Annotated in this window: 12 protein-coding genes; 9 read left to right on the plus strand and 3 right to left on the minus strand. The window is 70.1% G+C overall.

Annotated features, from left to right (window positions below; all coding sequences use genetic code 11):
• Window position 1 precedes the first annotated feature (1 nt).
• On the minus strand, window positions 2-685 hold the full coding sequence (locus AC3B6C_RS12240; RefSeq protein ID WP_010842080.1) for a hypothetical protein: 684 nt from the start codon (window positions 683-685) through the stop codon (window positions 2-4).
• Between the two features lie 448 nt (window positions 686-1,133).
• Between AC3B6C_RS12240 and AC3B6C_RS12245 the strand changes: the two genes are divergently transcribed.
• The 3 genes from AC3B6C_RS12245 to ispF are packed head-to-tail and all read left to right on the plus strand — an operon-like array spanning window position 1,134 to window position 2,827.
• Window positions 1,134-1,622, plus strand: coding sequence for a CarD family transcriptional regulator (locus tag AC3B6C_RS12245; protein WP_006435671.1), 489 nt, complete (start codon window positions 1,134-1,136; stop codon window positions 1,620-1,622).
• Between the two features lie 30 nt (window positions 1,623-1,652).
• The gene (ispD, locus tag AC3B6C_RS12250) at window positions 1,653-2,342 is read left to right on the plus strand and encodes a 2-C-methyl-D-erythritol 4-phosphate cytidylyltransferase (protein ID WP_488376185.1); all 690 of its coding nucleotides are present in this window, start codon (window positions 1,653-1,655) and stop codon (window positions 2,340-2,342) included.
• The gene (gene ispF / locus AC3B6C_RS12255) at window positions 2,342-2,827 is read left to right on the plus strand and encodes a 2-C-methyl-D-erythritol 2,4-cyclodiphosphate synthase (RefSeq protein WP_010842077.1); all 486 of its coding nucleotides are present in this window, start codon (window positions 2,342-2,344) and stop codon (window positions 2,825-2,827) included. Before ispD ends, ispF begins: the two co-directional genes overlap by 1 nt.
• Window positions 2,828-2,840: 13 nt before the next feature.
• Here ispF and AC3B6C_RS12260 read toward each other — a convergent pair whose 3' ends face one another.
• Window positions 2,841-4,073, minus strand: a complete 1,233-nt coding sequence (locus AC3B6C_RS12260) for a nucleotide disphospho-sugar-binding domain-containing protein (protein ID WP_488376186.1) — start codon at window positions 4,071-4,073, stop codon at window positions 2,841-2,843.
• Window positions 4,070-5,425 (minus strand): hypothetical protein, encoded by a 1,356-nt coding sequence (locus AC3B6C_RS12265; RefSeq protein WP_488376187.1) that lies wholly within the window; start codon window positions 5,423-5,425, stop codon window positions 4,070-4,072. Before AC3B6C_RS12265 ends, AC3B6C_RS12260 begins: the two co-directional genes overlap by 4 nt.
• 435 nt (window positions 5,426-5,860) lie before the next feature.
• Here AC3B6C_RS12265 and AC3B6C_RS12270 point away from each other — a divergent pair, with 435 nt between their 5' ends.
• From AC3B6C_RS12270 to rlmB, 6 genes are all read left to right on the plus strand, one after another.
• On the plus strand, window positions 5,861-6,826 hold the full coding sequence (locus tag AC3B6C_RS12270) for an alpha/beta hydrolase (protein WP_488376188.1): 966 nt from the start codon (window positions 5,861-5,863) through the stop codon (window positions 6,824-6,826).
• Between the two features lie 101 nt (window positions 6,827-6,927).
• The gene (locus AC3B6C_RS12275) at window positions 6,928-8,436 is read left to right on the plus strand and encodes a condensation domain-containing protein (RefSeq protein ID WP_488376189.1); all 1,509 of its coding nucleotides are present in this window, start codon (window positions 6,928-6,930) and stop codon (window positions 8,434-8,436) included.
• Complete coding sequence (locus AC3B6C_RS12280) at window positions 8,436-9,905, plus strand: condensation domain-containing protein (protein ID WP_010842072.1); 1,470 nt, start codon at window positions 8,436-8,438, stop codon at window positions 9,903-9,905. The genes AC3B6C_RS12275 and AC3B6C_RS12280 overlap by 1 nt, the downstream gene beginning before the upstream one ends.
• Complete coding sequence (locus AC3B6C_RS12285) at window positions 9,902-11,248, plus strand: condensation protein (RefSeq protein ID WP_488376190.1); 1,347 nt, start codon at window positions 9,902-9,904, stop codon at window positions 11,246-11,248. The genes AC3B6C_RS12280 and AC3B6C_RS12285 overlap by 4 nt, the downstream gene beginning before the upstream one ends.
• 63 nt (window positions 11,249-11,311) lie before the next feature.
• Entirely contained in the window at window positions 11,312-12,703 is a 1,392-nt protein-coding gene (gene cysS, locus AC3B6C_RS12290; protein ID WP_010842070.1) for a cysteine--tRNA ligase, read from the plus strand.
• Window positions 12,703-13,653, plus strand: a complete 951-nt coding sequence (rlmB, locus tag AC3B6C_RS12295; protein WP_488376191.1) for a 23S rRNA (guanosine(2251)-2'-O)-methyltransferase RlmB — start codon at window positions 12,703-12,705, stop codon at window positions 13,651-13,653. Before cysS ends, rlmB begins: the two co-directional genes overlap by 1 nt.
• Window positions 13,654-13,655 lie beyond the last annotated feature (2 nt).

Below are 13,655 nucleotides of genomic sequence, written 5' to 3' on the forward strand. Positions count from 1 at the left end.
GTCAGTGGCCGCCCTCGCCCTGACCCTCGCCGTCGGCGCCGTGTTCGCCGGTGCCCGCGCCGGAGCCCTCTTCGGCGTGGCCTTCTTCGCCGTGGTGCTGGTTGTAGAACGTCGGCTCGGCGTTGCGCGCCACGTCCTGGCGCTCGAGTTCCGCGCCGCCGTCGACCGGGGTCTCGACGGTGGTCTCACCGGCAGCGACCCAGCGGCCGTCGGCCTCGCGCTTCTCGAAGGCGAAGGTCAGTTCGGTGGTCAGGCCGGCCGCGACGGTGTCACCGGTGTTGTCCAGTTCCACGCTGAGACGCTTCTCGAATTCCGGGTTGGCGCCCACCGGGGTGCCGCCGCGCAGTGCACCGTTGGGCGGGATGATCCGGTCGTCGGCCTCGGCGCCCTCGATGAAGGTCACCTGGCCCTCTTCCGGCCGGATCTCCTTGAGGCGGTAGTAGACCAGGGGATCGGCGTTGGCGATCACGAACGCGATCTCGAACGGTCCGCCGTCGCCGAAGACCGTCGACGCGTCGTCCTCGGGGTACAGGATCTGCACGTCCCGGAGCTGGAGCTCGTCGAGGTTGACGTTCGCGCCGTTCACCGCGGGCAGCTGGTTGGCGGTCTGCGAGATCTGACCCGCGCCGCACCCGGTGGTGCCCAGGGCGACGGCGATGCCGATCGCGGCAACCGCGGTCACCATGCGTGATGGCCGAACCGCCGACCGCCGCGCGGAAAGTGAAAGCACTGACACCCGATCCTCCCAGGTCAAACGAAGCCGACATGCAGCGCGCGAAACCCTGCACTACGCAGCGTAGTGGGCGTGGTGCGGAAAAGTCCGGCCGGGTACCCGATTGGTTCGCCGTTCGCCCGCCGCGAGGCGTGGTGATGCGGCACGACGGCGCGGCTGCCGAGGCGTCCCCGGGCGGTCCCGCGACGTCTGTGACGGAGGGTGTCGACGCGTCTTCGGCGCCGCCCGGCGAACGTCGTCCACGGGGCCCTCCAGTGGGGTGGCCCACCCTCTCCTCGCACCCCTCGCGACCTCGAAAGAGCCTGTCGTGAAACGCGTTCACCGCGTTGACCTGCACCGTTGGGTGGGTGCCTCGGAACGCCCGTGCTAGACTGGCTCTACTCGAAAGGGGCAAGGAACATTGAATTTCAAAGTTGGCGACACCGTCGTTTACCCCCATCACGGTGCTGCCCGGGTCGAAGACATCGTGACCCGGACCATCAAGGGTGAGCAGATCGAATACCTTGTTCTCAAGGTTGCCGACGGTGACATGACCGTTCAGATTCCCTCGACGAAGCTCGAGTATGTGGGTGTTCGCGACGTCGTCGGACAGGAGGGTCTCGATCAGGTCTTCCAGGTTCTGCGGGCCCCGCACACCGAGGAGCCGACCAACTGGGCGCGGCGGTTCAAGGCGAACCAGGAGAAGCTGATCTCCGGCGACATCATCAAGGTCGCCGAGATCGTCCGCGACCTCTGGCGTCGTGAGCAGGACCGTGGCCTGTCGGCAGGCGAGAAGCGGATGCTGACCCGTGCGCGTCGCGTTCTGGTCGACGAGCTCTCGCTCGCCCAGAACACCGATGACGAGAAGGCCACCAGCATCCTGGACGAGGTCCTCGCTGCCGCTTCCTGATCACCGGTCGCATCTGGTTCAGGACACCCTGTGACCACTACGCCGGAGCGATCCGGTGCGGATGTCTGTGTCATCATCCCGGCTGCCGGGTCGGGAACCCGACTCGGCGAGCCGGTACCCAAGGCCTTCGTCGATCTCGGTGGCCGCACGATCATCGAACGATGCGTCGACAACATCCCGGCTGCGCTGGGAGCGACGGTTGTCGTCGTGGTCCCTGCCGACCTCGTCGACCGGGCGCATGCGTTGCTGCCCGACGTCATCGTCGTCGCCGGTGGCGCGCACCGTTCTGATTCGGTGCGTGCCGGGATCGCCGCAGCCGGCGACGCCGGCATCCTGCTCGTGCACGACGCCGCCCGGCCGCTCACACCCGCCCGGGTCTTCACCGACGTCGTCGACGCGGTGCGCTCCGGGTATCCCGCCGTCGTGCCCGCGATTCCCGTCGTCGACACCCTCAAACAGGTCGTGGCGGTCCCGGACGGCCTCGAGCGCGTCACCCGGACCGTCGACCGCGAGGAGTTGCGCGCCGTCCAGACGCCGCAGGGTTTCACCAGCGACGCCCTCCGGCGTGCTCACGCCGACGCCTCCGGGCTCGCCACCGACGACGCCGGTCTCGCCGAGAGATGCGGAATCGATGTCCACCTCGTCCCCGGAGACCCACTCGCCATGAAGATCACCACGCCCTGGGACCTCCACATCGTGCGCGACGTGGTGGGTCGATGATGCGCGTCGGCATCGGTACCGACGCACATCGCGTCGACCCGTCCGCCCAGTGCTGGATGGTCGGGCTGCACTTTCCCGACGAACCCGGGTGCGAAGGTCACTCCGACGGAGACGTCGGCGCTCACGCGCTGTGCGACGCGGTGCTCTCGGCCGCCGGTCTCGGTGACGTCGGCTCGGTGTTCGGCACCGGTCGTCCGGAGTGGGAAGGTGTGTCGGGGGTGCAGATGCTGACGCATGTGCGTGCTCTCGTCGAGGCCGACGGGCTACGGGTGGTGAACGCGGCTGTCCAGGTCGTGGGCAACCGTCCCAAGATCGGACCGCGCCGCGCCGAGGCGCAGCAGGTGCTCTCCGCCGCACTCGGCGGCCCGGTCTCGGTGTCGGCGACGACGACCGACGGTCTGGGCATGACCGGCCGTGGCGAGGGTGTCGCCGCAGTGGCGACCGCATTGCTGGAGTCGACGAATCGAGCCGCGGACCCGGGATGACTCCCGTCCGCGGTCAGCCCGCGGCCTCCACCAGGAGTTCGCAGCCCCGGTCGACCGCCTCGGCCGGCGGGGTCAGGCGGTCCGCCAGACGCGCGGCACCCGCCGCGATCGCGGGATCGGTGAGCGGGTCGAGATCGTCGGGTCCGAATCGAGCGAGACGATTGCCCGCTCCCGCGTTCGCCCTGCGCAGCGCCGCCGCCCACATCGGCTGATCGGCGCTCAACCAGGCGATGACCGACGGGATTCCCGCGCGGGCCGCAGCCGCGGTGGTGCCCGCACCGCCATGATGAACCGCGCCGCGGCACTGCGGCAGCAGGACTTCGTGGTCGACGGGGGTGTCGATGTGCAGGAGTCGATCATCTTGTGGCAGTTCGTGTTCGGTGTGCCCGATGACGCGGAGGCCACGGGCCAGCAGGGTCGTCACGATGCCGGCGATCTGCTCGTCGCCGATCTTCATGCTGCCGAAACCGATGTATACCGGCGGCTCGCCGTCGGCGATCCAGTCCAGCGCGGACCCCGTCGCGTCCTGCCCGGCCGACATCGAGCCCCGGGTCTCGGTGTCGGGCAACAGGAATCCGACCAGCGGGCGCTGTGCACCCCACTCCTCGGTGAGCCCCGGGAAGAACGCGGCGTCGTAGGCCTGGATCTCCGGGACACCGCGCGCTCGAAGCCGGCTGCCGAGTGGGCCTTTCACCGCCGGGAGGCCGAGCTCGGTGCGAAGCCGTCGATCGGCCGCGCGCACCGTCAGCCAGTAGGTTCGGTCGGCGAGTGACCACATGGCACGGGAGACCGGCCGCGGATAGTGGCGGTAGCGGACGTCGAGACTCCCGTTGGGACGCAGCGGACAGTAGTGCAACGGCACGAAGGGGATTCCGCGACTCTGGGCGATGGCCTCGCCACGGTCCTGGGCGAGTGGACCGGTGACCAGCAGGTCCGAGTCGTCGGCGAGCTCGGCCATCACCCGTTCGGACGTCGCGCGTCCGTGTTCGGCGACTTCGCCGAGCGCTCGCAGGCGCACGCGCGGATTCTTCGATTTCAGACGCTCTTTCACCAGCGGACTGGCCAGGAGTTCGGCGGTGGACGGCGCCAGGACCTGCGTCGGCAGACCCGACGCCGCGGTCATGTCGACCAGGTCCTCCGGCACGGCTAGGCGTACCCCGTGGCCGCGTCGGGCAAGCTCGGCCCCGAGTGCGATCGCCGGCTGGATGTCTCCGCGGCTGCCGTGGACCGCAAAGGCGAACCTCATGCGCCCCAGGGCTTTCCCGCGATTCCCCAGGCGGCGAGCTCGTCGGTGACGAGGGTCCGCAGGGTCGCGGCGTCGGGAATGCGGACCGGGTCGAGCGAACTGACGCTGAACATCACGTGGTCGTCGTTGATCGCGAGCCAGCCGCTGATGCCGCCCTTGCGGTCCCGCAGCCGCGCCGGGTCGCCGGTGGCGGTGATCGCCCGGATCGACAGCGCCCCGGGCGTTCCGGTACCGAGCGTGGCGAACTCGTCCGGCGCCTGCCCGACGTTCGACGCCAGGCACAGCGGGGTGGTCACCTTCGACGCGAGGCGTCGCGTGATCGACGTGCTCAGCGCCTGCAGCACGACGGCGCGTTGCGCGACGGCACCCGAATTCGCGGCCAGTCTCCCGTAGGCGTCCTTGCACGCGGTGCGCACCGCGCTGAGATCGTCGTAGCGTCGCGGGTCGACCTCCACGAAAGCCGTTGCGCCTGAACTGGCATTCGCGCGCCGGTCGTCGAGCGTGCGGGACGAGACGGGCAGGGACACCGGGACGACGTCGCCCGCCGACACGCGACCGCTTCGCTCCAGGACCCCGACCATCAGCGCGGCGAAGAGGCTGTTGTCGGTGCCGCCGCGTGATTTCGCCGCAGCGGTGTACTCCGCCTGCGGGATCAGCACCGTGACGTTCGGCGCGGTCTCGGCGTCGGAGACGTCGGTCTCCGGTGCCGGTCGACCGGTCACCCGTACCGGCGACGGGGGTGGGGTGGACCGACCCGCGCGCCAGATCCGCACCGCGGTGCGGCCGGCGGTCCACAGGAGGTCGGCGGCATCCCGGACGTCGGACGCCAGGCCGGGTTCGGCGCCGGGGACGTAGTCGAGGCCGTGGATGGCCTCGATGATCGCCACCGCTCCGGTCCCGCCGTCGGCGATGACATGGGAGATGATCAGCGAGACCAGCACGGAGTCGTCGGCCGCCGCCCGTGCGACGACGAGCCGCCATGCCGGGCCCTTCTCGAAGTCGAGGGGAGCGTCGGCCTGGGCGCGTCCCCATGCCTCCTCGCCGCCGGCCGGAACCGGATCGGTCTGCACCTCGACCGCGCCCGCCTCGGGCGTGTACCGCCAGTACGCGCGGCCGGGCCCGCGGTGACGCGCGACGAGCCTGCTCAGGCGTCCGTAGCGCAGTTTCTGGCCCAGGGCGGTGATGGTGTCGACGTCGACGGTGCCGGGGAATCGCCACAGGGTCTGATTCACGACGGGGAGACCGAGGATGACATCCATCCGGACGAAGAGGTCGTCGTCGGCCGTCAGCCGGTCGACGACGACCTCCGGTGCGGTCGGGTCGTCGTGGCGGACCAGGGATGCGAAGTTCATGTCTGCCTTGCCGTTGGTTGATGTACGCCGCTGGTGGATGGGCACGGCGTAGGCGGGGGTGTACACGAGGTCGGTTGCGGCTCCCGGGTCATGCTAAGGTAAGCCAACCCTAGGCCAGGCGACGGGTGTCGACAGCGCCCCGGACGCCGCAGGCTTCATATCACATGTCGCGCTGCGCCACTTGACTTGTGATTGTTGAGGAGCAGTTTGCGATTGCACGATTAGCTTGCCGAACTATCAATTCGGGTGCGATCCGGTTACTGTCGTGACCATCGTGAGACCCGCCGGGGTGCTGCCGTGAGATCTGTCAGCCCCAAACGCCTTGTCAGAAATGACTTTCCCGCAGAACTCGGAGGACGCGACGACATGACGGGTATTTCCCGCCGTACATTTCATCGCCGCGGAACAATGCGCACCCTTTTCGCTGTCGGAGCAATGACGGCCGCGCTCGGTGTCGTCAGTCCGCTCGTTTCGGTCGGCTCCGCGACAGCCGCGCCCGCCGTCGAACGCTCCTTCATCGAACGCACCGTCCCCGACGGGCCGCACACGCACCTGGTCGACGTGTACTCCGCCGCGATGCGGAAGACGATCAAGGTGCAGGTGGTGACGCCGCGCACCGAATCCGGTCCGCGGCCGTCGCTCTACCTGCTGGGCGGGCTCAACGAAGAGGACCCGAACAACAGCATCTGGACGCTCAAGACCGACGTCGCCGGTTTCTACGCCGACAAGAACGTCAACGTCGTCATGCCCATCGCGGGCGCCGGCAGCTTCTACACCGACTGGCAGCGGGACGACCCGACTCTCGGGCGATACAAGTGGGAGACATTTCTCACCCGCGAGTTGCCGTCGCTCATCGACGAGCGGTTCGACGGCAACGGCGTCCGCGGTGTCGCCGGACTCTCCATGGGTGCCGGCGCGGCGCTCGTGCTCGCGGCCCGCAACCCGGGTTTCTACGACGCCGTGGCCGCCTACAGCGGGTGCTACACCACCACCGGCCCGGCCGGACAGGCCTACCCCCGGGGGATCGTGGCGGCCTTCGGCGGCAATGCCGACAACATGTGGGGTCCGCCCACCGACCCCGCCTGGGCCCAGCACGACGTGGTCGCCAAGGCCGCGAACCTGCGCGGGTCCACGGTCTACGTCTCCACCGGCACGGGGCGTGCGGGCCGGTATGACGCGCCCGGATATCCGGGCAACGAGAACCCGACCGACCGTCAGGTCATCGGCGGGGCGATCGAGGTCGGTTCCCTCTGGTGCACGCAGCAGCTCGACGCCCGGCTCGATCAGCTGAACATCCCGGCGACCATCCGCTACGTCGATCCGGGCACGCATTCGTGGCCGTACTGGGTGGACCAGCAACGTGAGAGCTGGCCGACACTCCGGCAGGGGCTGGGCCTGTGACGCGCCGCCCCGGACGAACTCGCTGAACCACCCGCGCCGGGAGGCGCCCGACACACCCGCGCCGAAGGCGCCCGAACACGACAGAAGGTAGGTGGACCGCAATGGAATACACCGAGCTGACCGACTATTCGATGCCCGGCGGCACCGTCACCGCCTGGGAGCCGCAGGTCGACGCCGAAGAGTGGCAGACGGACTCCCGACAGCTGTCCTACATGCATCTCGAGCATGCCCGCCGGGCCGTGCGCGAGGGTTCGGAGTGGTACAGCCAATGGATCGGCACGGCGTTCCGGATCGAACGTCCGCTGGACCGGGAAGCACTGTCCCGGACCATCATCGCCTGGTACCGCCGCCATGAGGCCTTCCGGACCTCGGTGCGGGTCCACGAGCCGCATCATCCGCAGGGCGACCTGACCCGCATCACCGTCGCAGCCGACGCGATCACCGTGCGCGAGCGGGGATTCGGGTCGGATCTGGCCGCGGACGAGGTCTCCGGCCTGGTCACCGACTACTTCAACCGCACCGTCACCCCGCTGAGCTGGCCGCACTGCATCGCCGTGACCGTGGAGCCGACCGGTGACGACAGCGGGTTCCTGCTGGTGTTCGCGGCCGACCACACCGTGATGGACGCGTACACGCAGGTCTTCGCCATCCGCGAGCTCACCGCGCTCTACGCCGCCGAGGTGACGGGTGAACCGCACGCGCTCAACGACTTCGGCAGCTACCTCGACTTCAGTGACGCCGAGCGGCGACTCGGCGAGCAGATCGACGCGAACAACGCCGCGGTCAGCCAGTGGCGCGACTTCTTCGACGACACGCCAACCGCCGTGCAGCCCGAGCCGATCCCGCGGTTCCCGCTGTTCGAGGTGCCGTCCGACGCGCCGCGCACCATCGTCTCGGAGCGACTGCCGGAGAACGGTTTCCAGGCGACCCTGTCGCACTGGCTGCTCGACGCCGCGGAGACCAAACGATTCGACGCCGTGTGCAAGGGTGCCGGATCGTCGATGACGGCCGGGATCTACACCGCATTGTCGATGACCTCCGCCGCGCTGTCGGGGAGCGCCGATCTGCGATTCATCGGACCGGTGCACACCCGCAACGCCATCGAGTGGGGCGAAGCAGTCGGCTGGTTCGTCGGCATCATCCCCGTCGCGGTCCGGCCCGGCACGCCGGTGAAGTTCACCGATGCCCTGACCGCGGTTGCGGCGACGTCCGCGCAGTACAAGGGCGTGGGCGCGGCGCCGTTCGCGCCGGTCGCCGAACTCATCGGCGGCGATGTGACGCCTCCCGGATTCGTCGTGTCCTACATCGATCTCCGTCATGCCGAGGGTGCGGCGGACTGGACACCGCGGCAGGCGCGGGTGCTGCGCAGCGCGACGCGCGACGCCGACGAGGTCTACTTCTGGATCAACCGGATCCCGACCGGGGTGAACGTGTCCGCGCGGTTCCCCGCCGACGAGAACGCCGCCGCCGTCGAGGTGTTCCTCTCCACGTTCCAGGCCATCCTGAAGAAGATCGTCGCCGACGGTGACTGCGAGTACACCTACCGTGCGGTCGAATCCGTATCTGCCGGCGTGCACACCGGAGGATCGACGGCCGCACTCCGCAGTTGATGACCGGCGCCGCGCAGTCCGCGTTCGCCACGCCCCGGTTCGGCACCCCGGGCTCGGTGGTCGTGCCGCTCCGCGAGCACCTTGTCGGCGGTCGGACCGTCGAGTGGGAACTGCGCGACGCAGAGCGCGTGGGCCGCGCCGCCCGGCGATGGGCGAACGGGGTGTCGTTCCTGCAGGCCGATCACCTGGCGACAATGGGCGACAAGCGGCGCCGCGGCGAGGTCCACACCGGATTCCTGCTGGCCGCCATGCGATTCGACACCCCGCTCGACGAGGCTGCGATGGCCGGGGCGCTCACCGCGTTCGTCCGTCGGCACGAGGAGCTGCGCGCGCACTACCGTCCGGGGCCGAGTGGCCCCGAACGCTGGGTGGCGCCTCCCGAGGAGTTCGTGATCGGCGTCGCCGATGTCGAGTCCGTCGTGGTCGGGGATGCCGACGTCGGCTCATGGGTCGGGCGGCGGGCATCGGAAAGAGCTCGCGCGGAACTCGTTCCCGGGTCGTGGTGGGCGGCCACCGTCGACGACGCCGGTTTCACCTTCTTCGCCGCCACGGATCATGCGCACGGTGACGGCTACTCGTCGGTGCTCGCGCTGACCGAGATCACCGCGCTCTACCGCGCGCATCGGGAGGGGACGGGGCCCGAACCGCGGCCGGCCGATCTGCCGGCACCGGGCGCTTTCGGGCCGGCCGTGCTCGCCGAACGGTCCGCCGCGGCCGCACTCGCCGCGGACGACGACCGGGTGGCGGTGTGGCGGAACGCATTGGCCGACAACGCCGGGCGGGCGCCGCTGTGTCCGCTCGACCTGGGTCTCGCCGACGCAACCCCGGCGCCCGCGGTCGCCGTCGAACAGTGGCTGCTCGACCCCGACGCCCTCACGCGCTGCGACGCCCGGCTGGCGGCCACCGGTGGCGGGTTCGCCGGCCTCCTCTACGCCGCGCTGGCCGTGCGGCACCGTGAGATCACCGGGGAGTCGCGGTTCTTCGTCTCCACGGTGCTGGCCACCCGCGATCCCGACACCGCGTGGACCCAGGGCTGGATGTGCAACTTCGCGCCGGTCGTCGTCGACCTCCCCGACGGCGAACAGGCGACCTTCGACGACGTCGTGCGCGCGGGCGGCGACAGCGTCCGCGCCGCGCGCCGCGCGGGTTCGGCACCCGCGCACGGGGTGCTGGCACTGCTCGCCGCCGAGGGGGTCTTCCGGGGCCTCGACGGCAGCCCGTACATGGTCTCCTACACCGATCTGGCCCGGCTGCCGATCGGCGACGATCCCGCCCTGTCGACGATCCAGACGTCGAGCGGTGTCGGCCCCACACGCAACGCCAACCTCTGGTTCACCCGGACTCCCGCGGGTCTCGTCGTCCGGTGTCATCTCCCCGACAACGAGGTCGCGCGCGCATCGGTCGTCGAACACCTCGCACGTGTCGGCGCCATCCTGAACGACTATGCGAGCGAGAGGACCGAGCGGTGAAGCTCTCCAGTTCGGAGACATGGGAGGTCGAACCGGGGGAGCTGGTCCGATGGCTTCCGGTTCCCGCGGGTTCTCCGGCACCGGCGAGCGCGCCGGTGTCGGAGAACGAGCGGTTCCATCTGGACTCGATCGTGCAGGGGCAACCCGGGTGGATCGCGCTCACGCTCGACTTCCCCGAGCGGCTCGACCTGGGCCGCCTGGGTGAGGTGGTGTCGACCGTCATCGGGCGTCATGACGTCCTGCGCAGCCACTACGCGGCGACCGACACCGGATATCAGCGACTGCTGCACGACGGCGTCGACGTGAAGGAGGACTCGCGCGAGGCGGACGCCGGACTCGGGCCCGCGGAGTTCGCCGCGGCGCTGTCCGAGCGGATCACCGCGACGTGTGACCCGTTCCAGCCGATGCCGCACTTCCTGGCCGCCGTCCGGAGAGCGTCGAGCACGACACTCGTCTGCGGATTCGACCACTGCTATGTCGACGCGCGCTCGATGGCCCTGTTGTCCTCCGAGATCTGCGAACTCCTCGCCGGAGGGGCGCTGGCGCCCGCGGAGTCCGGGCTGGACGCGCTGCGCCGACTCGCAGGCGAGGAGGCGGCGGTGACCGCCGACGACGCCCGTCTGGCGGAATGGGAACGGTTCCTCGACGCCACCGACTGGCAGGTCCCGGAGTTTCCCGTCGACCTCGGCGTCCCGGCAGGTGCCGCCGCCGAGATGCACACGATGGTCGCAACCCTGCTGCCGGGCGACGCGGCGCGGAAGTTCAGTTCGGAGGTCCATCGACACGGTGGGCGGACGTATCCCGCGGTACTCACCTTCGCGGCGAAGGCCATCAACTCGGTCGGCGGACCCGGCGAGGTGGCCACCGTGGTGCCCACCGGCACCGGCGCCGGACCCGGATGCGTCGGCTGGTCGGTCGGCAACGCGCCGCTCCGCATCGCCGCCGGCGACGATCTGTTCGAGGCCGTTCCCGTCAACACCGCCCGGCTCGCCGCGGCCCTGCCGCTGGCCGAGATCGGACTGACGCCCGTGTACGCCGCCTTCGGGCATCGGCTCCACCAGCGGCGCAGTGACGTCTTCATGATGTCCTACGTCGACTACACGCGACTGCCCGGTCCGCATCCCGGCGTACGGGCCGAACAGGTTTCCAGCTCCAAACCCACCGACACCGCGCAGTGGTGGTTCTGGCGCGACGCCGACGGCATCCACGTCCGGGTGCGCCATCCCCACACCGAGCGTGCGGTGGCGGTCCTGGCCGAGACCCTCGCGGAGATGAGGACGCTGGTCACCGCGGTCGTCGCGCGGGCGACCGAGCCGGCCGCCGTCTCCGGCGAGCGTGCGTGAGGTGCGCGCACCGGCGGCTCGGGCGGTCGGTGGCCGGGTCGGGGTCCGGTAGGATTGCCGGTCGTGACCCTGCGCCTGTATGACACCGATTCCCGAGAGGTGCGCGACTTCGTGCCGCTGCACCCAGGACAGGCGTCGGTGTACCTGTGCGGCGCGACGGTCCAGGGAGTACCCCACATCGGGCACGTACGCAGCGGTATCGCATTCGACATCCTGCGCCGCTGGCTGACGCACGAGGGGCTCGACGTCCTGTTCGTGCGCAACGTCACCGACATCGACGACAAGATCCTGCGGAAGGCCGCCGAGGCGGGACGGCCGTGGTGGGAGTGGGCCGCCACCCACGAGCGCGCCTTCGACGACGCCTATCGCGCGCTGGGCGTCCTGCCGCCGTCGGCCGAGCCGCGGGCCACCGGTTTCGTCACCCAGATGGTCGAGTACATGGAGCGGTTGATCGACCGGGGCCACGCCTACGTCGCCGACGGCAACGTGTACTTCGACGTCCTGAGCCTGCCGGACTACGGATCCCTGTCCGGGCACCGGCTCGACGACGTGCACCAGGGCGAGAGCGCGGGAACCGGCAAGCGCGATCCCCGCGACTTCACCCTGTGGAAGGCGGCCAAGCCCGACGAGCCGTCGTGGCCGACGCCGTGGGGCCCCGGGCGGCCGGGCTGGCACCTCGAGTGTTCGGCGATGGCCACCGGACTTCTCGGTGCGGAGTTCGACATCCACTGCGGCGGTATGGATCTCATCTTCCCGCATCACGAGAACGAGATCGCGCAGGCGCATGGTGCGGGAGATCCGTTCGCGCGCTACTGGTTACACAACGGCTGGGTCACCATGGGTGGCGAGAAGATGAGCAAGTCGCTGGGCAACGTGGTGTCGATCCCCGCGATGCTGCAGCGTGTCCGGGCCGTCGAGCTGCGGTACTACCTCGGCAGCGCGCACTACCGGTCGATGCTGGAGTACTCGCCGGGGGCGCTCACCGAGGCGGCAGCCGGTTACCGGCGCGTCGAGTCGTTCGTGGAACGGGTCGGCGCGCGTGTCGGTGAGGTGGTCGTCGGCGACGTCGACCCCGAGTTCGCCGCCGCTCTCGACGACGATCTGGGCGTCCCGGCCGCACTCGCCGTCGTGCACAACGTGGTTCGCCAGGGCAACACCGCGCTCGAATCCGGCGACGGCGCCACCGCGCTGACGGCGGCCTCGGCGGTACGCGCGATGATGGGCATCCTGGGCGTCGACCCGCTCGACGACCGGTGGGCGGGCTCCGCCGACGAGTCGGCCGCCACCTCGGCACTCGACGTGCTGGTGCGCGCGGAATTACAGCGGCGGGCCGACGCGCGCGCCGCCAAGGACTGGGCGACCGCGGACGCGGTGCGGGACCGGCTGGCCGAGGCCGGTATCGAGGTCACCGACACCCCCGACGGTGCGCAATGGGCTCTGAAGGGTGAGGCGTGATGGCAGGAAATTCCAAGCGTAAGGGCGCGATCCGCAAGGACGGCACCAAGAAGGGGCAGACCGTCGGTTCCGGTGGCCAGCGCCGCCGCGGACTCGAGGCCCGCGGTGCGACGCCGAAAGCCGTTGACCGGCCCTATCATCCGGCTCACAAGCGGGCCAAGGCGGCAACCAAGTCGGCGACCGGCCGAGGCGGGGCGCGGGCCAGGGACGAGGGTCCCGAGTACGTCCTCGGACGCAATCCGGTCGTGGAATGCCTGCGCGCGGGCGTGCCGGCCACCGCGCTGTACATCGCGACCAACTCCGAACCCGACGAACGGGTCGCCGAAGCGGTCAAGATCGCCGGCGACTCGGCGATCTCGATCCTCGAGGTCGGCAAGCCCGAGCTGGATCGCCTGTCCACCAACGGAATGCACCAGGGCATCGCCCTGCAGGTGCCGGAGTACCAGTACACCCATCCGGACGACCTGATGGCCGAGGCCAAGGCCAGCGGCACCCCGCCACTGCTCGTCGCCCTCGACAACATCACCGACCCGCGCAACCTGGGTGCCGTGATCCGGTCGGTCGCGGCGTTCGGTGGTCACGGTGTGGTGATCCCGGCGCGTCGCAGCGCGAGCGTGACGGCGGTCGCGTGGCGGACCAGCGCCGGTGCCGCGGCGCGCCTACCGGTCGCCCGCGCCACCAATCTCACACGGACACTGAAGGACTGGGCCGATCAGGGTGCGCAGCTCGTCGGTCTCGACGCGGACGGCGACGTCACGCTCGACGACTACGACGGCAGCGGCCCCACCGTCATCGTGGTGGGCTCGGAGGGCAAGGGTCTGTCCCGCCTCGTCCGCGAGAGCTGTGATTCGATCCTGTCGATCCCGATGGCCGGCGACGTCGAGAGCCTGAACGCCTCGGTCGCCGCCGGCGTGGTCCTGGCCGAGTTCGCCCGCCAGCGACGCCAGTAGCA

Source organism: Gordonia sp. 11cp, assembly GCF_057767225.1.